The following is a 21,380-nucleotide window of genomic DNA, read 5'->3' on the forward strand; positions in this document are numbered from 1 at the left end:
ATTGCTTCCCTGAACTGGCCTCGCATTGCGCGAGGCCATTTTTTTTGAAGAGCCTCAGGCGCGTGTCATTTGCAAACGTATCCCACGGGCGGCAAGGAACACGAGCAACCCGACAGGCCCAATCATGAAGATCAGCGGCAAGCAAGGTAGAACGATCCAAAAAGCCATGCCCTCTGAGCGCGCCTTGCGGCAGGCCCATGCCCCGATAAACAAATCGAATGCTAGGAAATGAACCCAGCCTGCCAGCGCTGCCTGTTCATATGAAAACAACTGCATTACCTCGGCCAAGCTGCCAAAGCCGCCGCCACTTTCGGTGGTGGGAAACAAAACCAATGCCAGATAGCCAATGGAGAGAAGCACTGGCAGGATCAAACCGGAAATCCGGTCAGACCATCGCGGCATGAGAGGCGACAGCAGGAGTATGAGCCATCCTGCCATAGCGAGAAGGCCAGCGAGTGAGAAGAGAGTTTCAAAAGTCATGTCGAGTCATCCTTTGGTTAAATAGATGGCGCCAACTATTGAATTATGCTTGCACATGCAAGCACTTTGCAATAAATAGATGACATGACAGATATGAACACCACAAACGCAATGCGACTTCTTCAAGTCGCTGACGACTTTAGAGCCGGACTAGCAGGTGAGTTGTCGGCGGTTCACGGCATCTCTGTGAACGAGTTTCTGCTGATGTTGCATCTTGAGCGTTCGGCCGCCAACCGCCTGTCGCGCGTTGAGTTGGCAAAGCGGATGCATGTGAGCGCCTCCACGATCACCCGCATGGCTGCCCCGATGGAAAAGATCGGGCTTGTTGATCGGGAAGTCGACGCACGCGACGCACGGTTGGTCTTTGTCGTGGCCACAGCGGCTGGCAAAGCAAAACTTGCAGAAGCACTGGCGACATTCTCCAAACGTGCCGACTATCTTTTCGGCGATCGGTGGGACGAAAAAGAGATAGACCAATTCGCAGCAATGCTGCGCCGCCTGATCGCGGGAACGGGAGACAGACTGGCCTGATGCGGGCCGCTCACCCGGATCTTGCGCACGCTGCGTTAACCAAATCTGGCTTTTAAAGGCAGCCAAATCTGTCTGCACCCATTATGCACTGCCATATGCACTGTGGTATGCACGCAAGTCACATGCGAGCCGCTCGCAAAAACCGGCGTTAACCCGAGCGTACGTTGCTAGCGTGACGGCATCGGAACGTCGCCGCGATAATCGTAAAATCCGCGCTTTACCTTGCGGCCAAGCCAGCCCGCCGCGACATATTTTGTCAGCAAAGGGCAGGGGCGATATTTGGTATCGCCGAGGCCGTCGTGCAGCACATTCATGATCGCCAAACAGGTGTCGAGCCCGATGAAGTCAGCAAGCTCAAGCGGCCCCATAGGGTGGTTTGCACCCAGCTTCATCGCGTTGTCGATAGAGGCCACATTGCCGACCCCCTCATAGAGCGTATAGCAGGCCTCGTTGATCATCGGCACCAGGATGCGATTGACGATAAAGGCCGGAAAATCTTCGGCACTTGCGGCAGTTTTCCCAAGTGTTTCAACGACTTTCAGGCAGCTTTGGTAGGTTTCATCATCTGTCGCAATACCGCGGATAAGCTCGACAAGCTTCATAAGCGGCACCGGATTCATGAAGTGAAACCCCATAAACTTTTCGGGCCTGTCCGTGCGCGACGCCAAGCGCGTGATCGAGATAGACGAGGTGTTTGTGGTCACGATTGTATGCTCGGGCAGATGCGGAATGAGCCCTTCGATGATCTTGTTTTTAATCTCTTCATTTTCGGTCGCAGACTCGATCACCAAGTCGCTTTGCCCAAGTGCTGCAACATCAAGCGAAGTGCCGATCCGCGCCAATGCCGCAGCCATGTCACTCTCTTCGATCTGCCCCTTGGAAACCTGCCGCAGCATGTTCTTTTCGATACGGGCAACCGCAGCGTTAAGAGCTTCTTCACTAAGATCGTTGACGATCACATCATAGCCGGCCAGTGACATAACATGCGCAATTCCGTTGCCCATCTGTCCCGCGCCAATAACACCAACTTTTTGAATTTCCATCTACCGCTCCTCAACCTCAAGCAAAGCATACGCGCCGAGGCTTGGACGCCGCAAGCGACTTTTCCGCGGGGTAGCTCCGTGCCAAATTTCGTTAAGACTTTATGTGTTAGCGAAATCTCAATTTGTCCGCCGCATTCTGGTTTTGGGTGAACTAAAAATGTTGTGGGAATTATGGCCTATGAAAAACTGGGGGGCCGCCCCCTTGAATACTATCCATGCACTTATGGCGCGTCGCGGCTGATGTTTCGCGGCCCCAAGCGTGACCCTGAAGAGGCGTTCATCGCCTTTCTGGGCAGCACTGAAACCTACGGCAAGTTTGTCGCAAGGCCTTTTGTCGATCAGCTGGAAGATATGCTTGATGTCCAATGCCTGAACTTGGGCGTTCCAAATGCCGGGCTCGACTCGTTTTTGAACGACGCTACGACGCTCGATATAGCAGCGCAGGCTTCTTTGACAGTCGTGCAAATCATGGGAGCACAGACGATATCGAACCGGTTTTACTCCGTGCATCCGCGTCGCAACGACAGGTTTCTTGGGGCGTCCAAACACTTGAGCGCTGTGTATCAAGACGTTGATTTTACCGAATTTCACTTTACCAATCATATGCTTGCGCACCTCGCAGGCTTGGGTATGGAGCGGTTTACACTTGTCCTGCATGAGTTGCAGGATGCATGGGTCGCACGAACAACCTTACTGCTGGATCGCATCTCGGGGACCAAGGTTCTGCTCTGGTTTGCCGATCACGGGCCGGAGGAAAAGATCGGGATCAACCATGTGACCAGCAGCCCCTTTGGCGTGACGCAAAAGATGCTTGATCAGGTCAAGATGGGCGCTTCCGAAACAGTGATTGTCAAAGCCAGCTCCGCCGCTCTTGCGCGCGGTAACGAGGGTATGGTTTTCGCGCCGCTCGAAGTGCAAGCGACCTTGCAGTTGCTAGGGCCGGCTGCTCACACGGAAGCAGCATTTGCCTTGCAGGAAAGGCTACCGGCTCATCTAGGCGCGCGCTAAGCAGCGTTCAGCCAGACCTCAAGCGCAGCAACAAAGGCACGCGGATTTTCTGCATGCAACCAGTGGCCTGCATCCGGTATCTTGGCAAAACGGGCCGCCGGAAACAGCGGCTTGATCACAGAGCGGTGCTCGGGCTGCACATAGTCAGAGTTGGCGCCTGACAAAAACAGCACTGGCCCTGCAAACGCGGGGTCACCGCTGCAATCAGGGAAGGCCAGCACATTCGGCATTTCCTTAGCGAGTGCCTCAAGGTTGAGCCGCCATTTTCGGGCTTTCACATCAAGCGATTGGGTGAAAAACGCCGCCAAACTGGCTTCGCTGACCAGCGGCTCAAGCGCGCGCAAGGCGTCTTGCCGAGTTTCGATTGCGTCCAGATCAACCGCCAGCATGGCGTCAATGTTGCTTTGCTGGGAATGTCCGTAAGGCACGGGCGCAATGTCTGCAACTGTCAGCCGCCCAACACATTCAGGGTATTTGAGCGCCAGAACCATAACCGCTTTCCCGCCCATCGAGTGGCCAAGCACATGCGCATTGCCGTCAAGTTCGGCAGTAATCACCTCAGCAAGGTCGCTGGCCATTGCCTCATAGGTGTGGGTGTCTGACCAAGGGGAAGATCCGTGGTTGCGCATGTCAACCACGATCACCTCGCGCTCGCTGGAAAGGCGCTTTGCGATAACACCCCAGTTACGCGCCGAGCCAAAAAGCCCATGTGCGATCAAAAGAGGTGGTTTCTCGGTCTTGGTTCCGTGGCGGATAAAGTTTAGCATATGTCCCTGTTAGCGCGTCAACGCGGCAAAACAAAGCAAGATATGAGGCCCCGCAGAGTGAGCGACCCGCAAGAAATCAAACAAATCGAAGCCCGCCTCTGTGCGCTGATGAACGAGCGCTTGGGTCTGTCGCAACCAAGCTTGGAAAAGGCTGTGCGGCGTGCGGGCAGGCGGCTGCCTTCCTCACAGAAAAAACGAGCGCAAGTGATCATTGAAGCACTCGCCAAGGCTGACCATCCGGCGTTGTTTGCGCAGCTGTCCGAAACAAACTTGTACCGCGCCGACGTCCGCCTCACCGAGTATCTGGAAACGATTGATCGCAAGAAATTGCGAGTCGATAGTGCGCTGCGGCTCGTCGCCAGCCTGTCGTTCAACGTGCTGCTGCTTGCGGCGATCGTAATCACGGTGTTGCATCTACGCGGATTCATTTAGGGCCTCTGCTTCACCGTCCTGAAAAGACTGTGTAACAAAGGCCCTGAAATGTTGGTCGTCGGGGTTTCTGTGCAGCGCTTAGCGCACGAACGCATCCGAGAAGCCAGCCCGACGCGCTTTTGACAAAGCACCGTTCAGCTGGTTGCCAGCAAACGGCCCTGCCATGACAACACGGTAGCTTTTGCCCGAGCGCTTGAGTGTGCCCATACGCACAGGCAGGCCTGCTGCTTGTAGCTTCGACGCCGCTCGTTTGGCGTTTCCGGCTTGGCTGTAAGTGCCGACCTGAACAAAGCGCCCGGCTGTCGTGGCGGGCTGCGTCTTTGCAGGTTTGGGCTCGTTGCGCGTAGAAGCGATAAGGCCCATCGCAGCGTCCTGATCACGCATACTTGTGTATGGATAACGCAGTTTCGGGAACAAGTTGTTGACCACACGACCAGAGCTGCGCAGGTAAAGTTTGCGCGGCACCGTGCGTGTCCAGACCAGATCAGACTGGCGGATGCCGTTCACTGTCATATTGGCGCGCTTGGTGTTCAAACGATCGTCGGTCCAAGCCGGACGGTAGCCTTTAGGCACTTTCTGGGTCACCTTGGACGCTTGCTCATTGTCATACACATGCCGTGGCACTACGCGTGTCGTGCCACTGGCGTTGATCTGACCGTCGCTGCCGCGTTTGATGATTCTCGGTTGTTTCTGGGCCTGCTGCTGCACGACAACACGGCGCTGAGGTGCGGGCTGACGCACAACAACTTTAGGCTGACGAGCAACCGCCACGGGCGCGACAGGCGCGGTGGTGCGACGCACCTGAACACGTGCCTGCGCTTGCGCTTGCTTCTGTGATCCGCAGCGCACACCGCTGCCGCGGCCAGCATATTGCGCACTGACACCGGTAAAGTTTGTGCAGGACGTGCGGCGCGTGGCGACTTGCGATTGCACCCGCTGAGGCGCGACTTTCGCCGCAGGAGCGACCCGAACACTCGGTTGGATACGCTGCACCTGTTGCACCTGTTGTGGCGCTCGCTTCACAGGTTGAGGCACAATAACACGCGGAGCTTTTGCCACACGTGGCATAGGCTTCGGGGCTATTTTTACTGGCTTGGGCTGCACGACTGGCTTCGGCTTGGGCGCTACTTTAGGGGCGGCTTTCTTAACCGGCGTTTGCGCTGGCAGCACCTTGGGAACAATCTGCACCGGCTTTTTGGCAGGGGCCGCGGCAACAACAGCAGGCCGTTGTCCCGCTCCAAAGGTCGGCTTCTGGCCGCAAACAACTTGCCGCTTGCGCGTCACATGCGGCACCCACTGCACGAGGCCATCAATGCCAGCGCGAATGTAGGAACAGCCCCGGCTGTCCACATACTGCTTGCCTTTGTAGCTGGCAGGCGGAAACTCGGCTGGCTCACCGGCATTGCGAAGCGTCTTGCCCTGAGCTGCGCTCAGACCGAAAGATGAAAGGATAATGGTAACTGCGAGTATTGATTTCAGGTTCATTTCTTGCCCCCACAAGTGTTGCGTGACATTGCCTGATCAGCGCAGGCGAGTCTAGCAGGCTGCTGCGTTTTTTTCGGCTATTTCGTGCCAAACATCCGGTCGCCGGCGTCGCCAAGGCCGGGAACGATGTAGCCTTGTTCGTTCAGTTTTGCGTCAAGCGAGGCTGTGGTGATAGCGACATCGGGGTGGGCCTCTTTCATCCGCGCAACACCTTCAGGCGCTGCCAAAAGGCACAAAAAGCGCAGGTTTTTAGCGCCTGCCTGCTTGAGCAGGTCAATCGCAGCTGCGCTTGAGTTGCCTGTTGCCAGCATCGGATCAACAACGACAACTTCGCGCTCCGCGAGGTTTTCGGGTGCTTTGAAATAATACTGCACAGGCAAGAGCGTTTCCTCGTCACGGTAAAGGCCAACGAAGCCTACCCGCGCCGAGGGCGTCAAGCTGAGCAGAGGCTCAAGCATTCCGTTGCCGGCCCGCAAGATGGAGATCAACGCCAGCTTTTTGCCTGCCAAAACCGGCGAATCGATGGTTTCGAGCGGCGTCTCGATGCTGCGGTTTTCCAAGGGCAAATCACGCGTGGCTTCATAAGCAAGCAACTGGGTAATCTCGCCCAGCAATTGCCGGAACTGAGCTGTCGGTGTTGCTTTGTCGCGCATTAGCGTGAGTTTGTGTTGCACGAGCGGGTGGTCAACGACGGTCAGGTGCTGGGTCATGGAATCTCTTTTCATTTTGGCAGGCTTGAGCTCACAGGAAACTGACGCCATCGCCACGGGTTTTCAAGCCCAGATGCGCCGCAATGCTCGCCGCGACGTCCTTGAAGGCAATGTGCCCGATCTCGGAATGCCCCGCCCCAGCCACCAGAACGGGGACCCGCTCGCGGGTGTGGTCGGTGCCGGCCCATGTCGGATCATTGCCGTGATCAGCGGTAAGGATAAGGACATCACCCTCGCGTAAAACAGGCAGCATCTGTCCTAACTCGCGGTCAAACCACTCAAGCGCGCGGGCGTAGCCGCTTACGTCGCGACGGTGCCCGTACTGGGTGTCAAACTCGACAAAATTCGCAAATGTCAGTGAGCCTTCCGGCGCATTTTTCAGTTGGTTGTGCAGATCAACCATCAGATCAATATCTGGGCCTTTTACATAACTGTCGATACCGCGTAGCGAGAAAATATCCCCGATCTTACCGATCGCATGCACATGCCCGCCATTTTCAGAAACCCAGTCGCAGAGGGTCGGGCTCGGCGGCTCGATCGCAAAGTCTTTGCGGTTGGCGGTACGCTCGAACGCACCTTCGCTTCCCAAGAATGGCCGTGCTATGACCCGCCCGACTTTGAGCTTGTGCAAATGCGGAGCGAGAGCGCGGCAAAGCTCAAGCAGCCGCTCAAGGCCGAAGCTTTCTTCATGCGCCGCGATCTGGAAAACACTGTCGGCGGAAGTATAGCAAATAGGCCAGCCCGAGCGCATATGCTCGGCGCCCAAGTCGTCGATAACCTGTGTGCCCGAGGCATGCGCGTTGCACAAAACCCCGTCAACGCCTGCAAGCCGCTTCACCAGTTCGGTGATCTCATCTGGAAAGGCCGGTTGCGTGTCGGGAAAGTAGTGCCAGTCCCACGGAACCGGCACGCCAGCAAGCTCCCAATGGCCCGAAGGGGTATCTTTGCCAAGACTCACTTCTGTTGCAGCGGCCCAGCGCCCGTTATGCGGCGCGGTGCTCACGGGCAGGGCAATGCCAGACGCCAGCTTCACCGCCTCGATCAGGCCCAATCCGGCCAGGTTTGGAACCCGCAAAGGCCCTGTGCGGCCTTCCTCTGCGTGCCCTTTAGCGCAGGCCTCAATGATATGCCCTAGCGTGTTGGCGCCAGTGTCAGGAAGCGTGCCATTGAAGAAGTCGGCTGCGTCGGGTGCTCCGCCACAACCGACGGAATCAAGCACCACCAGAAAGGCACGGCTCATGCTTCGATCCTTTCGTAAACGAGCGGGGGCAGTTCCGGTTTTTTGCCGATCGTTACGCTCGCCAGAACCTCGGCCTCGGCTTTTGTGGCATGGCCCGCGCGGCTAGCGTGAATGCGCGCGATTGTGTCGCCTTTCTTGACGCTTGTGCCAAGCGGGAGCAAGTCAGACAGGCCAACCGCCGGATCAACCACGTCAGATTCGACTTGTCGACCACCGCCGAGCGCGACCACTGCGAGCCCGAGCCGCTCGCCCGCATAAGCACTGATAAAGCCTGCTTCGGGCGCGCGCACTTCACGGATATTGTTGGCCTCCGGTAGGAAACGCTGCCAGCTGTCAACGAATTGCACAGGGCCCCCTTGCGCATGCACCATCCGCCCGAAGGCCTCGGCGGCTTTCCCGTTCTGCACGGCGCTGATGATGGCTGCGGCGCCGGATTGCGGCGTGTCACTTAGCCCGTTATCGGCAAGCAAAGTGCCGCCCAAAGCTGCACTCACTTCGAGCAGTTTCGAGCTTTGAGGCGATTGCAAAGCGCGCATGACCTCGGCAATTTCGAGCGCGTTGCCAAGCGAAGGCACCAATGGTTGGCTCATATCGGTGATCAGTGCAGTGGTCTTGCAACCTGCGGCATTGGCTGTGTTGACCAGCGATCGCGCCAGCGCGCGCGCGTCATCGAGAGTCTTCATAAACGCACCAGAGCCGGTTTTGACATCCAGAACCAGCCCTTCAAGCCCGACCGCAAGCTTTTTGGAGAGGATTGATGCGGTGATCAGATCAAGGCTTTCGACTGTCGCCGTCACGTCGCGAATAGCATAGAGGCGCTTGTCGGCAGGAGCGATGTTGGCTGAAGCCGAGATAATTGCCAGATGCGCTTGCTCAACCACACGGCGGAACTGTGCCTCGTCAAGATCGGTCTTGAAACCGGGGATCGCGTCAAGCTTGTCTAGCGTGCCGCCCGTATGCCCGAGTCCGCGCCCCGAAACCATCGGAACCGCCGCGCCGCATGCAGCCAGAGCGGGGGCTAAAAGAAGCGATACACAATCGCCTATTCCACCTGTTGAGTGTTTGTCGAGCACAGGACGATCAAGCTGCCAGTCAAGCACATCACCGCTGTCACGCATCGCCAGCGTGAGAGCAACACGCTGGTCGCGAGACAGCCCTTTGAGCAGCGCGCCCATAGCAAATGCGCCGGCTTGCGCATCGCTCACAGAGTGGTCTGCAAGCCCCTCGGCGAAAGCCTCAAACGCTGCCAGACTGGCGTTGTCTCCGTCGCGCAGGGCCGCCAGAAAGGCACGGGTGTCGCTCATGAGTTGTCCATGTGGTCCTGTGAGAACGCGCCTGGCAAAAGCTCGGCGAGGCACATCACAAGTTCGCCGCCATCTGTGGTCGCCATCGTCACTTTTACTTCGCCCGCGCCAAACTCAGCCAGCTTCTGGCGGCACCCGCCACACGGCGTTACAGGCGTAGGGCTGTCAGCAATCACATAGGCTTCGGTGATTATGCTATCGCCAGCCGCGATCATTGCTGCAATCGCGCCCGCTTCGGCGCATGTGCCTTCGGGGTAGGCAACATTCTCAACGTTGCAGCCTGTATAAACTGCGCCTGAGGCGCTGCGTAAAGCGGCTCCGACTTTAAAATTTGAATATGGTGCATAGGCGTTTTCACGGACGTTACTAGCAGCTTTGGCGAGGGGCATTACGCACTCCTTTATAATTTCCTCACCAGTTTGCGAGAGACAGGTTATAGATTGCAAGAGGCAGTGCCGAGTTTCGCTGCTTTTAATTGAGCGGATAATAGTTTAACGCTAAACTATTGGGTTTGGACCGCACAGATGCGAGGGCGCGATATGGATGAAGATAGAAAACAATCTGCCCGCGAGGCGGCGCTTGCCTATCATGAGTTTCCCACTCCGGGAAAGCTTGAGGTGCGCCCGACAAAGCCAATGGCCAACGGATGGGACCTCGCGCGTGCCTATTCACCGGGGGTTGCCGAGGCTTGCGTCGAAATCGCCGCCAACCCGGCTGAAGCCAGCCGCTATACTGCCCGCGGCAACCTTGTCGCGGTCGTCACCAACGGAACCGCTGTGTTGGGCCTTGGTAACATCGGCGCGCTGGCCTCAAAACCGGTGATGGAAGGCAAGGCTGTCTTATTCAAGAAGTTCGCTGGGATTGACTGTTTTGACATCGAAGTTGATGAATCCGACCCTGAAAAGCTGGCCGATATTGTCTGCGCGCTGGAACCGAGCTTCGGGGCCATCAACCTTGAGGATATCAAAGCACCTGACTGTTTTGTTGTCGAAAAAATCTGCCGTGAGCGCATGGGCATTCCTGTGTTTCACGATGACCAGCACGGAACTGCGATCGTGGTTGGCGCGGCGGCGACCAATGCGCTGCACGTTGTCGGCAAGGCATTTGAAGACATCAAGATTGTCAGCACCGGCGGCGGCGCGGCGGGAATTGCTTGCCTCAACATGCTGCTCAAGCTTGGTGTGAAGCGCGAGAATGTCTGGCTTTGTGACGTGCATGGGCTTGTTTATGAAGGCCGTGAAGAAGACATGAACCCGCAAAAAGCGGCCTTCGCCCAGAAGAGCGATAAGCGCACACTGGCAGAAGTGATCGACAGTGCGGACCTGTTCCTAGGTCTTTCCGGCCCTAAGGTTCTTAGTGCTGAGCTGGTTGCCAAAATGAGCAAACGTCCGATCATCTTTGCACTGGCGAACCCGACGCCGGAGATCATGCCAGATGAGGTTCTGGCCGTAGCACCTGATGCCGTCATGGCGACTGGTCGCAGCGATTTTCCCAATCAAGTCAACAACGTGCTATGCTTCCCCTTCATTTTCCGTGGTGCGCTTGATGTCGGCGCAACCGAGATCAACGATGAGATGCAGATCGCCTGCGTTGAGGGCATTGCCGAGTTGGCCCGTGCCACAACAAGTGCCGAAGCCGCGGCGGCTTATAAGGGAGAGCAGCTGACTTTCGGGGCGCAGTATCTGATCCCGAAACCTTTCGACCCTCGCCTTTCTGCAATTGTCAGTTCGGCCGTGGCCAAAGCGGCGATGGAGACAGGTGTCGCGACGCGTCCGCTTGCAGACATTGAAGGCTACAAAGAGAAGCTTAATCAATCAGTTTTCAAATCCGCGCTGTTGATGCGCCCCGTCTTTGAGACGGCCAAAAAGGCCACCCGCAGGATCATTTTTGCCGAGGGGGAAGACGAACGCGTATTGCGTGCGACGCAGGCGATTTTGCAGGAAACAGTCGAAAGGCCGATCCTTATCGGGCGTCCGGAAGTGATTGAACAACGCTGCGAACGGTTCGGAATCACTATCAAAGCCGACCGAGACTATGAGCTGATCAACCCAGAAAATGACCCGAGATATCGCGAGTATTGGGAGAGTTATCATGGGCTTATGTCCCGGAAAGGCGTGACCCCTGACTTGGCCCGCGCGATCATGCGCACCAACACCACAGCCATCGCGGCAACCGCGGTGCATCTTGGCCATGCCGACAGTATGATATGCGGCACATTTGGCGAGTTTCGCTGGCATTTGAACTATGTGGAGCAGGTTTTAGGCTGCCAGGAACGGTACGCTCATGGGGCTTTGTCGCTGATGATCCTGGAAGACGGCCCACTGTTTATTGCCGACACCCATGTGCATCAGCTGCCCACGCCCGAACAGATTGCCGAGGCAGCTATTGGCGCTGCGCGGCACGCTGCGCGTTTTGGGGTTGAACCAAAGGTTGCGCTTTGCTCGCAGTCGCAGTTTGGCAACCAGGCGGAAGGATCGGGCAAACGCATTCGGGCTGCTATTGCGCTGCTGGATGCGGGCAAACAGGACTTTGCCTATGAAGGAGAGATGAATGTCGACGCCGCACTTGACGCGGGTTTGCGCGCGCGGTTGATGCCTGACAATCGCCTGCAAGGCTCTGCAAACATTCTCATTTTTGGCCACGCTGATGCGGCATCAACAGCGCGCAACATTCTCAAAATGAAAGGCGGCGGGCTTGAAGTTGGCCCGATTTTGATGGGCATGGGCAACAAGGCGCATGTGGTGACTCAGGGCATAACGGCGCGCGGTTTGCTCAATATGGCGGCAATTGCTGGCACTCCTGTCGAGGATTACGGTTAATGATTTGCCTTGCGGTTTACTGACGCAAGGCAAATCATCAGGCTTGATAAACGGCAGTTCCGGAGCTTAACCATAGGTCAACGGAGGAGAGACACATGAGCTATAAAGAGATGTATGCCGGTTGGAAGGCCGACCCTGAGTCTTATTGGATGCAAGCAGCCGAGGCGATTGACTGGGACAAAAAGCCGTCCAAGGCGTTGTTTGACAAGGGTGAAAATCTCTTTGAGTGGTTCTCGGACGGGATGTGCAACACCTGCTGGAACGCCGTTGACCGGCACGTTGACGCGGGGCGCGGGGCACAAACGGCGATCATTTATGATAGCCCGATCACCCACACCAAACGCGAAATCACTTATGCGGAACTCAAAGATCGCGTCGCTAGCCTTGCCGGAGCGTTGCGCGCCAAGGGCGTGGAAAAAGGCGACCGTGTGATCATTTACATGCCGATGGTGCCGGAAGCGCTTGAGGCGATGCTGGCCTGCGCGCGCATTGGTGCCGTGCACTCAGTCGTCTTTGGCGGATTTGCGGCCAACGAGCTTGCAGTGCGCATTGACGATTGCAAGCCCAAGGCCATCATCGCCGCCTCTTGCGGCCTCGAGCCGGGGCGCGTTGTGCACTATAAGCCGCTGCTTGACGGAGCTGTTGAGCTGGCCGCTCATAAGCCGGAGTTCACGGTTATTTTTCAGCGAGAACAAGAGGTTGCAAAGCTAACTGAAGGGCGTGATTTTGATTGGCATGGTTTTCAGCACGGTGTTGAACCTGCGGATTGCTTGCCAGTTGAAGGCAATCACCCTGCCTATATCCTCTACACATCCGGCACTACGGGCGCGCCAAAAGGGGTGATCAGGCACACGGGCGGTCAGCTTGTGGCGCTCAACTGGACGATGAAAAACATCTACAATGTTGACCCTGGTGACGTCTTCTGGGCGGCCTCTGATGTGGGCTGGGTCGTGGGGCATAGCTACATTTGTTATGCGCCGCTCATTCACGGCAACACAACGGTTGTGTTTGAGGGCAAACCCGTTGGCACGCCGGACGCGGGCACATTCTGGCGGGTGATTTCAGAACACAAAGTTAAGAGCTTTTTCACCGCGCCGACGGCGTTTCGTGCTGTCAAACGTGAAGACCCGAAGGGGGAGCTTGTTGGGAAGTATGACCTGAGCTGTCTTGGACAGGTTTACCTCGCAGGTGAGCGCGCTGATCCTGATACGATCATCTGGGCGCAGGAGAAGCTCGGCGTGCCGGTGATCGATCATTGGTGGCAAACCGAGACAGGCTGGGCGATTGCCGCCAACCCCGCCGGTGTTGAATTGTTGGATGTCAAACTTGGCTCTCCTTCGGTTCCGATGCCGGGTTATGATGTGACAATTCTTGACGACGGCGGGCATGAACTGCCTGCGGGTGAGCTTGGAGCCATTGCGGTTAAGCTTCCGTTACCGCCCGGGACGCTGCCGAATTTGTGGAAGGCTGAAGATCGCTTCCAGAAGAGCTATCTTAACGCCTTTCCCGGGTACTACGAAACCGGTGATGCCGGGATGATTGATAAGGACGGGTATCTTTACATCATGGCGCGCACAGATGATGTGATCAACGTCGCTGGCCACCGTCTGAGCACGGGCGGCATGGAAGAAGTTCTGGCCGGCCATGAGGATGTTGCCGAATGCGCGGTGATCGGGGTTGCCGACCCGCTCAAGGGGCAAGTTCCTGTTGGATTTCTGTGCCTTAACGCAGGATGCAGTAAGCCGCATGAGGAGGTTGTCAAAGAGGTTGTCGGCCTTGTGCGCAGCAAGATTGGCCCTGTGGCGGCCTTCAAGCTGGCGGCTGTGGTTGAACGGTTGCCGAAGACGCGCTCGGGCAAAATTTTGCGCGGGACGATGGTGTCGATTGCCGATAGCACGGCTTGGAAAATGCCGGCGACGATTGATGATCCGGTGATCCTCGACGAGATCACAGTGGCGCTGAAAAGCCTTGGGTTCGCAGAGGACGCATGAGCACATCGAGGATATCGGGTTTTCACAAGCTAAGCCGTGGCGGGCGTTTGCAGGAGCTTGTAAAACAAGGACTTTTAAGCGCGGCGGATGCGGCCGAGATTAACCTTGAGGCAGCTGTTTCGGGGGAGCTGGCAGAGCATCTCAGCGAGAACGTGATCGGGGTTATGGCCGTGCCTTTGGGCGTGGCGACGAACCTGATTGTTGACGGCGATGACGTGCTGGTTCCGATGGCGACCGAGGAGAGCTCGGTGATTGCTGCGGTGGGCAACGGGGCACTGGCGTGTCGGACGACGGGGGGCGTTGTGACCGAGGCTGACGCGCCTTGCATGATCGCTCAGGTGCAGGTGACGGGCCTTGCTGACTTGGAAGCTGCGGCGGAAGCCGTGCGAGCAAAAAGTGCCGAAATATCAGCGCTTTGTGATGGTTGTGACCCGATGCTGGTGAAGCTCGGCGGCGGGTTTCGCGAGCTTGAGGTGCGTATTGCCGGGCCGTTTCTGGTCATTCATCTGATCGTAGATGTGCGTGATGCTATGGGCGCGAATGCGGTGAACACGATGGCAGAGGCCTTGGCGCCGAAGCTTGAAGAGTGGACCGGTGGCAAGGTCGGATTGCGGATATTGAGCAACCTTGCTGACCGCCGATTGGTGCGTGCGAGGGCAGTTTGGGCGGCGGATGAGATAGGCGCTGAAACCGTGCAAGGCATTGTTTCGGCTTATGAATTTGCCAAGCATGACCCTTACCGCGCCGCGACGCACAACAAGGGGATCATGAACGGGGTTTCGGCTGTGGCTTTGGCGACGGGCAATGACAGCCGCGCGCTTGAGGCGGGGGCGCATGCCTATGCTGCCAAGGGGGGCTACGGGCCGTTAACGACCTATGGTGTGACGGCGGAAGGTGACCTTTGGGGCGAGATCGAAATGCCGGTGCCTATGGGCATTGTTGGTGGGGCTACCAAGGTGCATCCCATGGCGCAAAAAGCATTGAGAATCATGGGGGTAGATGGAGCTGACCGGCTTGCACGGGTGACGGCATCGGTGGGTTTGATCCAGAATTTCTCGGCGCTTAGAGCGCTGGCGACAGAGGGCATTCAGCGCGGCCATATGGGCCTGCATGCGCGCAATGTGGCGATCGCTGCGGGGGCCACTGGTGAGGATGTCGAGCGGATTGCCAAAGCGATGATCGACGGGCTTGGTGTGCGCGAAGATGTGGCGCGTGATTTGTTGAAAAGTTAACCGCTAAAACGGGCTGCACAATGCGTGCATACCACAGTGCATATAGCAGTGCATAATGCGTGCTGACAGTTTTGAGAGCGGCGAAAAGGTTAACGCCGCGAGCGGCATGATGCTGTGAGGTGCGTTGCAAACGGGAGTTCGGAGATGAGGTTGACGGGGAGTTGTTTGTGCGGGGCGGTGGGCTTTGAGCTTGAGGGCTGGGTGAGCCCGATACAAGCCTGCCATGCCGAGCGCTGCCGGAAGGCGACGGGGGGCTTGTTTTCGCCAGAAGTTGCGGCAGCGGGTGACAAGTTTGTGTGGACGGGAGAAGTCGGCAATATTGCCAGCTATGAAGCGCCATTGCTTGACACCCCTCCGGCCTACAGGCGCAATTTCTGCAGGACTTGCGGCAGCCCTTTGCCAGTTGAGCATGAAGGCATGATTGTTTTGCAGGCGGGGGTGCTGGATAACTGCAGTGAGCTTGACGTGTTCCGCCATGCCTTTGTTGGGCAAAAGTCAGGTTGTTGTGAGATAACCGATGGCAAGCCGCAGTTTGAGGGCCAGCCGCCAGTGCCGGATGTGTCGGAGCTTCACGAGTGAGCGGTTGCAAGCCGATGGGCAAGCGCCTAGGCTGAGCCTATGAAACATGTACCCAAAGAGACCACCGATGATGCGCTTATTCAGGAGTTCCTGAACAAGGGCGGCGAAGTGAAGATTGGCAAGACCAAACCACCGAAAGCCGAACTTGGGTTGAGCAACAATCAGTGGAACAACAAGCTGACCAAAGAAGAGAAGGCCGCGCGCGACGGCAAGCTTTGAGCTTGCTGAGGTGTGGCACCAAAAGGTGAGTATTTGTGCGAAGAGAAAGCCCGCTTTAGGCGATTGGCTGGCTTTCACTGATTGTGCGCAGGTAGTCGTCTGAGTAGTCGACTTCGATCTCGATCCAGATGGGCAAATGATCTGACATTTCGTGGGTGCACCAGCCGGAGTAGGTGCTTGCCCAATTGCCGTAGGGTTTGCCTGTGTCGGGCTTTTCGCGGATGGCCATGGCTGTGGCTTCATAGGCTTGCTGCTCGGAAGGCTTGTAAACGGCTGTGCGCCAGTCAAACGTGCCGTGACGCAACAGGCGGGCTTCGTCTTGGGGGCCGGTGAAGGTGATCTGATCAAAGGTTTTGCCGCCAGCGAGGTTGGTTTCGCCAAACAACGGCGCGATATAGCCTTCGTTAAGCAGGAGTTGGAAGGAGGCGTCTGTTGTGGCGTCTATGTTCATGTCACCAAGGAAGATATGCACTTCCTTATTGGCCTTGGCGCGTTTCTTCAGCAGCTTGGCGATGGCGCTGATTTCGTCGCGCCTGAGGGGGCGGTTGTCGACTTCTTCATAGACGATGTGCGTCGAGCAGAGGGTGAACTTGAACCAGCCCGCTTGGAAGGCGGCAAAGAAGGGTGTTCTGCCGATTTGCTCGCCGCCGGGGAGTGTGTCTTGCGGGAAGACCAGCTCACCGATGAGGTTGCGAAACTTCACGCGGTCTTTGTTGAAGATGAAGGCCATGCGCTCATGGTTGCCGCGGCCTGCGCCGGAGCTGTCGTTGATAAAGAAGTCCCAGTTGGAACCGAGGAGTTTGCACAGGCGCTCGACGCTTTCGATATCTTTGACTTCTTGCACGGCGCATATGTCGAAGTGGTCGATGATCTCGGCGATGTAGTGGAAGCTTTCGCGCAGACGGGGCCTGCCGCCGTCAAAGTGACGGATGTTCCATGAGCCAAGGATCAGCGAATTTGGCTTGCGCTGGTCTTTGATTTGCTGGGCAAGGTCGCGGCGCAGGGCGAGGAGGTGATCACAGACCCAACCAGCTTGCCCGGGGGCGCTGTTGCCTTGCGGGTAGAGGATGTTGTTTTTGAGCAATCCGTAATAAGCCATTATCTGCGCTCCTTTTGCAGAGAGGTTAGCACAGTTAGCCTTCATACAGGAGCGATTGTTGCTCAGAGCTTGGTGATGCGCAGGTTTTTCTGCTCGTCAAAGAAACGCGCTTTGACGGCGCTGTCGGGCACGGGGGTGCCTTGTAAGTCGGTGGTGATGTTGATGTATCTGTCACCGGAGCCGTCGCGGTAGTAGCGTGTGCAAAGGTTTGGGATGCTGTCGTTGAATGTTTTGGCGAACAGTTCTTTGATGGCTTGGTTGGCCCGCGGGGTGCCCTGCGAGGTGACGGTGATTTTGATAGGGGCGGTGAGGCCGCAAAGGGCGGCTCCTTCGAGTTTGTGGCGCGAGACAACTTTGATTTGTGCTGGCAGCCCCTCGTCAAAGGCAAACAGGGAAGTTGTTATCACATCATCACCATAGACGACGCTGCGCCCGAGGGCTTTGCAGCTGTCGCTTGCAGCTTGGTAGTCGAGGCATTCATATTGGCCTGCGTGGGTATCGAGAACTTCCCTGAGAGCCACCTCGGTGCCTGACTTCGGCGTAAGCGTACAGGCGGTGAGGGTGGCGGCGAGGGCGGCGGTGAGTGTGGCGGTGGGCGCGACGCGTGTGAAAGGCTTCATGATGGGGTCCATTAGACGAATTGCTCGCGGATCAGGCGCTCTTCCAGGCCATGACCGAGATCAAACAGGATACGGTGTGCGACATTTGGCGCTGAGGATATTTCGACGCTTGCAACATTGAGCACGGAGCGGCTGTCGGCGTCGGCCATGACGGGGCGCTTTTCGGGGTCTGTTACTTCAAACCGCACTTTGGCGGCTTTGGGAAGTAATGCGCCACGCCAACGGCGGGGGCGGAAGGGGGCGATGGCGGTGAGGGCCAACACATCGGAGCCGATTGGCAGGATCGGGCCATGCGCCGAGTAGTTGTAGGCGGTGCTTCCTGCGGGTGTAGAGACAAGCGCGCCGTCGCAGACCAACTCTTCCATGCGCAGGCGCCCGTCGATGGTGATTTTGAGTTTGGCCGCTTGCGGGCCCATCCGCAGCACCGAAACTTCGTTGATCGCCAGCGCGTTGTGCACGGTGCCGTCGGTGCAGGTGGCTTTCATTGAAAGCGGGTTGATGACTTCTTCCAACGCCTCTGAAAGCCGCTCCGGCAAGTCGCTTTCGTGATACTCGTTCATCAAAAATCCGACGGTGCCGCGGTTCATCCCGTAGACAGGGGCCGGAAGCGCCTGAGTGCTGTGCAGGGTTTGCAGCATGAAGCCGTCACCGCCAAGCGCGACAATGATATCGGCTTTTTCTTTTTCGGTGTTGCCGTAGCGGCCTACGAGAGCTGCGTGGGCCGTTTGAGCCAAAGGCGCGTCGCTGGCTAAAAAGGCGATCTTGAGTGTCATTGGGGCGCTCTTTAGTTTCCTATTGGCTGTCAAAGTAGACTATTGGGCTTGCTTGTCTACCTGTCGAACGCCGGATTGGCGTGCAGAAGTTGAGATTGGTCGGAAATAGGGTTTCAGCAGGGATTGGTTTCCAATAGGAAACATCTGAGAAACACTGGAATCGCTTTTACACTCACGGGAGACGAGCATGTCTAACAAAGGTTTTTTCACTGAAACACTGGCGTCACGCGACCCCGAACTTTTCGCGACAGTCACGGGCGAGCTTGGCCGTCAGCGCGACGAGATCGAGCTGATCGCCTCAGAGAACATCGTTTCAGCCGCCGTTATGGAAGCGCAGGGCACTGTGCTGACCAACAAATACGCCGAGGGCTATGCGGGCCGCCGTTACTATGGCGGTTGCCAGTTCGTAGATGTGGCCGAGACACTGGCGATTGACCGCGCCAAGCAGCTCTTTGATTGCGGCTTTGCCAATGTGCAGCCGAACTCTGGCTCGCAAGCCAACCAAGGCGTGTTCCAAGCGCTCTTGCAGCCGGGTGATACAATTTTGGGCATGAGCCTTGATGCCGGTGGGCACCTCACGCATGGCGCGAAACCCAACCAGTCGGGCAAGTGGTTTAACGCGGTGCAATACGGCGTGCGCGAGGATAACAACCTCTTGGACTACGACCAAGTTGAAGCGCTGGCAAAAGAGCACCAGCCGAAGATGATCATTGCGGGTGGTTCGGCCATTCCACGGGTGATCGACTTTGCCCGCATGCGCGAGATCGCTGATATGGTTGGCGCTTACTTGCACGTTGATATGGCGCACTTCGCCGGCCTCGTTGCCGCGGGCGAGCACCCGAGCCCCTTCCCACATGCGCATGTGGCGACGACAACAACGCACAAAACCCTGCGCGGCCCACGCGGCGGTATGATCCTGACAAACGACGAGACGATTGCCAAAAAGGTCAACTCGGCGATCTTCCCCGGTATTCAGGGCGGCCCGTTGATGCATGTGATCGCGGCGAAAGCTGTGGCCTTTGGAGAAGCGCTGCGCCCCGACTTCAAGGATTACATCAAGCAGGTGAAAAGCAACGCCAACGCGCTGGCTGATCAGCTGATCAAGGGTGGCCTCGATATCGTTACAGGCGGCACAGATACACACGTTATGCTGGTTGATCTGCGCCCTAAAGGCGTGACGGGTAACATCACCGACGCGGCGCTGGGCCGTGCGCACATCACGACCAACAAAAACGGTATTCCGTTTGACCCTGAGAAGCCGACAGTGACATCGGGAATCCGCCTTGGCACACCAGCAGGCACCACCCGCGGTTTTGGCGAAGCCGAGTTCCGCCAGATCGCGGATTGGATTGTTGAGGTGGTTGACGGGCTGGCGGCCAATGGCGCTGAAGGCAACGAAGCTGTCGAAGCCAAAGTGCGCGGCGAAGTTGCCGCGATGCTCAAAGGCTTCCCGCTGTATCCGAACCTCTAGGCCTTAGACTTAAGCAAACCGAAAGCCCCTCGCGGAAACGCGGGGGGCTTTTGTTATGAAATGAGGTCTAGGGAAATAGAACCGACATAGCGCTCATAGAGTTGGCGGGGGGTGTCGGGGCCGTAGCTCTTGGTTATGATGTCGACATCATCGCCAAGATGATTAATCCAAAAACCTGGTGACTTTTGATCTTGGAAGCAAAGGAGCCATGCTTCTGAAATTTCACGCTCATAGACATCCCGAGATAGCAGGTCATAGGGCCGTAGGTGATCGGAGATGTCTTTCCACTCCAAATTTTTCTTGCGCATTTTGTCTATGACATCAGGGTTCATGGCCTGAAGGTAGAGCAACCCAGTGATCAAAGTGAATTTGTAGCGTTCAGCGTTGAACTGTCCTTGTGGCTCTGGGGTTAGAATGCAGAGCCGCGCCAAGCTTTGTAAGCCGCGTAGAGTTATGTCACTGTTGCCACGCAAGTGCTTGATGTAGCCTTTACTGACTTCAGCGTAGCCACCAACGCAGCCTAATATTGCAATAAGCTTATCAAAGTAAGCGACAAGGTTTGAGCCATTGACACCATCGCTGAGCCGCATGCTGAAGCTCACAAATTTCTGCAAGTAAATCGCCGCATCGACACCCGCGCCATACCTTGCGATCACATGGTTCTGCATGGCGCGGAGGTTGGTTCCGAGCACAAAAGTGACGCCGTTGACGGGAAAGAAGTGTTTGATGATTTCAAGCAGGTTGAGCGCATAGTCGGGGCGGCAGCGGTCTAGCTCATCGACCACAATCACAAGGCGGCGTGTAGGTTTGCCGCTCTCGTCGGGTTCGGTGAGGGTTTTTAGGGCAGTATGGAAAGCTTCCATTGCGGCGCGCTTGCCCGCCTCTGCTTGCCAGAAGTCCTTAATGGCTTTTTCTGCATCTGCAGAAAGTGAGCCAGCTCCAGCCTGAGCAAGGTTTTTGGCGTCTCCTTCAGCTTCTTCATCGGTGCCGAGAATGCTCTCTAAGGCTTCATCGGCGCGATTAACGATACCTGCGGTTGCTAGAGATATGCCAAGGCGCAATGCTGTACGGCCCACAAAGGGTGCCACTTTCTTGATGGTTTCACCCACCTTTTGGCCCATTTTCGGCGTGGTCTTTGACGCAGGGTCTTCTATCCGAGCGGCCAAGGCGCCTGTGAGGGCAACCAGCGGGTCGTCAAGGTAGTCATGCGCGAAGGCGTCGAAGTATAGCACTTCGGTATCGGCATTATCTCTGAGGTGTTGACCAACCCAGCATTTGAGGAAGTGGCTTTTGCCAGCGCCCCAAGCACCGTCAACGGCGATTGTTGTAGGGTCATCCAGTGTCTCGACGAGGTGTGACAGGTGTTGACCTTGCTGTGAACGATCAAGCAGGGCCTTGTGCTTGTCAAAGCCGTCTTTGTAGATGTTGATGTCTGGCTCTGGGAGAGAGAGGCGGGGCATCCAACTTTCCTTTATGTAGCACCATAAAGGAGCATCTGTAGGAGTTCGGCGCAAGGTTGTTTTGAGATCAGTATTGAACGGCCCCTCGCAGTGATGCGGGGGGCTTTTGTGTTTTAG

The 21,380-nt window shown here is 56.8% G+C and carries 21 protein-coding genes; 9 read left to right on the forward strand and 12 right to left on the reverse strand.

Translation table 11 applies throughout. The features are described 5' to 3' along the window. Positions 1–54 precede the first annotated feature (54 nt). The gene (locus KO498_RS08015) at positions 55–480 is read right to left on the reverse strand and encodes an ABA4-like family protein (RefSeq protein ID WP_215959345.1); all 426 of its coding nucleotides are present in this window, start codon (positions 478–480) and stop codon (positions 55–57) included. An 84-nt stretch (positions 481–564) separates the two neighbouring features. Here KO498_RS08015 and KO498_RS08020 point away from each other — a divergent pair, with 84 nt between their 5' ends. After that, on the forward strand, positions 565–1,011 hold the full coding sequence (locus tag KO498_RS08020; protein WP_215959346.1) for a MarR family winged helix-turn-helix transcriptional regulator: 447 nt from the start codon (positions 565–567) through the stop codon (positions 1,009–1,011). 167 nt (positions 1,012–1,178) lie between these two features. On the opposite strand, the gene KO498_RS08025 is transcribed toward KO498_RS08020, so the two are convergent. After that, on the reverse strand, positions 1,179–2,054 hold the full coding sequence (locus tag KO498_RS08025) for a 3-hydroxybutyryl-CoA dehydrogenase (protein WP_215959347.1): 876 nt from the start codon (positions 2,052–2,054) through the stop codon (positions 1,179–1,181). Positions 2,055–2,225: 171 nt separating this feature from the next. Between KO498_RS08025 and KO498_RS08030 the strand changes: the two genes are divergently transcribed. Beyond that, the gene (locus KO498_RS08030; protein WP_215959348.1) at positions 2,226–3,062 is read left to right on the forward strand and encodes a DUF6473 family protein; all 837 of its coding nucleotides are present in this window, start codon (positions 2,226–2,228) and stop codon (positions 3,060–3,062) included. Here the strand turns inward: KO498_RS08030 and KO498_RS08035 are convergent. Further along, positions 3,059–3,829 (reverse strand): alpha/beta fold hydrolase, encoded by a 771-nt coding sequence (locus tag KO498_RS08035; protein WP_215959349.1) that lies wholly within the window; start codon positions 3,827–3,829, stop codon positions 3,059–3,061. The genes KO498_RS08030 and KO498_RS08035 overlap by 4 nt on opposite strands. Before the next feature lie 57 nt (positions 3,830–3,886). On the opposite strand from KO498_RS08035, the gene KO498_RS08040 reads away from it, so the two are divergent. After that, positions 3,887–4,261 carry a hypothetical protein gene (locus KO498_RS08040; RefSeq protein ID WP_215959350.1) on the forward strand — a complete coding sequence of 125 codons (375 nt, stop codon included), beginning with the start codon at positions 3,887–3,889 and terminating at the stop codon, positions 4,259–4,261. 78 nt (positions 4,262–4,339) lie between these two features. Here the strand turns inward: KO498_RS08040 and KO498_RS08045 are convergent, their stop codons facing one another. From KO498_RS08045 to KO498_RS08065, 5 genes are all read right to left on the reverse strand, one after another. Then, positions 4,340–5,746 carry an SPOR domain-containing protein gene (locus KO498_RS08045; protein WP_215959351.1) on the reverse strand — a complete coding sequence of 469 codons (1,407 nt, stop codon included), beginning with the start codon at positions 5,744–5,746 and terminating at the stop codon, positions 4,340–4,342. Positions 5,747–5,823: 77 nt separating this feature from the next. After that, positions 5,824–6,456 carry a uracil phosphoribosyltransferase gene (upp, locus tag KO498_RS08050; RefSeq protein ID WP_215959352.1) on the reverse strand — a complete coding sequence of 211 codons (633 nt, stop codon included), beginning with the start codon at positions 6,454–6,456 and terminating at the stop codon, positions 5,824–5,826. 31 nt (positions 6,457–6,487) lie between these two features. Beyond that, on the reverse strand, positions 6,488–7,696 hold the full coding sequence (locus KO498_RS08055; protein WP_215959353.1) for a phosphopentomutase: 1,209 nt from the start codon (positions 7,694–7,696) through the stop codon (positions 6,488–6,490). After that, a complete protein-coding gene (locus KO498_RS08060; RefSeq protein ID WP_215959354.1) occupies positions 7,693–9,000 on the reverse strand; it encodes a thymidine phosphorylase in 1,308 nt (435 codons plus the stop codon). The genes KO498_RS08055 and KO498_RS08060 overlap by 4 nt, the downstream gene beginning before the upstream one ends. After that, a complete protein-coding gene (locus KO498_RS08065) occupies positions 8,997–9,437 on the reverse strand; it encodes a cytidine deaminase (protein WP_354667635.1) in 441 nt (146 codons plus the stop codon). The genes KO498_RS08060 and KO498_RS08065 overlap by 4 nt, the downstream gene beginning before the upstream one ends. A gap of 102 nt (positions 9,438–9,539) precedes the next feature. Here KO498_RS08065 and KO498_RS08070 point away from each other — a divergent pair, with 102 nt between their 5' ends. The 5 genes from KO498_RS08070 to KO498_RS08090 all read left to right on the forward strand — a co-directional run bounded on the left by KO498_RS08070 (position 9,540) and on the right by KO498_RS08090 (position 15,840). Beyond that, on the forward strand, positions 9,540–11,819 hold the full coding sequence (locus KO498_RS08070; RefSeq protein ID WP_215959356.1) for an NADP-dependent malic enzyme: 2,280 nt from the start codon (positions 9,540–9,542) through the stop codon (positions 11,817–11,819). Positions 11,820–11,914: 95 nt separating this feature from the next. Further along, a complete protein-coding gene (gene prpE / locus KO498_RS08075; RefSeq protein ID WP_215959357.1) occupies positions 11,915–13,810 on the forward strand; it encodes a propionate-CoA ligase PrpE in 1,896 nt (631 codons plus the stop codon). Continuing rightward, on the forward strand, positions 13,807–15,042 hold the full coding sequence (locus KO498_RS08080) for a hydroxymethylglutaryl-CoA reductase, degradative (protein WP_215959358.1): 1,236 nt from the start codon (positions 13,807–13,809) through the stop codon (positions 15,040–15,042). Before prpE ends, KO498_RS08080 begins: the two co-directional genes overlap by 4 nt. Before the next feature lie 144 nt (positions 15,043–15,186). Next, the gene (locus tag KO498_RS08085) at positions 15,187–15,621 is read left to right on the forward strand and encodes a GFA family protein (protein ID WP_215959359.1); all 435 of its coding nucleotides are present in this window, start codon (positions 15,187–15,189) and stop codon (positions 15,619–15,621) included. Positions 15,622–15,660: 39 nt separating this feature from the next. Then, on the forward strand, positions 15,661–15,840 hold the full coding sequence (locus KO498_RS08090; RefSeq protein ID WP_215959360.1) for a hypothetical protein: 180 nt from the start codon (positions 15,661–15,663) through the stop codon (positions 15,838–15,840). 55 nt (positions 15,841–15,895) lie between these two features. Here the strand turns inward: KO498_RS08090 and KO498_RS08095 are convergent, their stop codons facing one another. From KO498_RS08095 to KO498_RS08105, 3 genes are all read right to left on the reverse strand, one after another. Next, the gene (locus tag KO498_RS08095) at positions 15,896–16,939 is read right to left on the reverse strand and encodes an endonuclease/exonuclease/phosphatase family protein (RefSeq protein WP_215959361.1); all 1,044 of its coding nucleotides are present in this window, start codon (positions 16,937–16,939) and stop codon (positions 15,896–15,898) included. A 62-nt stretch (positions 16,940–17,001) separates the two neighbouring features. Then, positions 17,002–17,559 carry a hypothetical protein gene (locus tag KO498_RS08100; RefSeq protein WP_215959362.1) on the reverse strand — a complete coding sequence of 186 codons (558 nt, stop codon included), beginning with the start codon at positions 17,557–17,559 and terminating at the stop codon, positions 17,002–17,004. Between the two features lie 11 nt (positions 17,560–17,570). Continuing rightward, the gene (locus tag KO498_RS08105) at positions 17,571–18,332 is read right to left on the reverse strand and encodes an NAD kinase (RefSeq protein WP_215959363.1); all 762 of its coding nucleotides are present in this window, start codon (positions 18,330–18,332) and stop codon (positions 17,571–17,573) included. 187 nt (positions 18,333–18,519) lie between these two features. Between KO498_RS08105 and glyA the strand changes: the two genes are divergently transcribed. Then, positions 18,520–19,803, forward strand: coding sequence for a serine hydroxymethyltransferase (gene glyA, locus KO498_RS08110; RefSeq protein ID WP_215959364.1), 1,284 nt, complete (start codon positions 18,520–18,522; stop codon positions 19,801–19,803). Positions 19,804–19,856: 53 nt separating this feature from the next. On the opposite strand, the gene KO498_RS08115 is transcribed toward glyA, so the two are convergent. After that, entirely contained in the window at positions 19,857–21,263 is a 1,407-nt protein-coding gene (locus KO498_RS08115; protein WP_215959365.1) for a KAP family P-loop NTPase fold protein, read from the reverse strand. Between the last annotated feature and the right edge of the window lie 117 nt (positions 21,264–21,380).

The organism is Lentibacter algarum (genome assembly GCF_018860975.1).
Taxonomy (GTDB): Bacteria; Pseudomonadota; Alphaproteobacteria; order Rhodobacterales; family Rhodobacteraceae; genus Lentibacter; species Lentibacter algarum_A.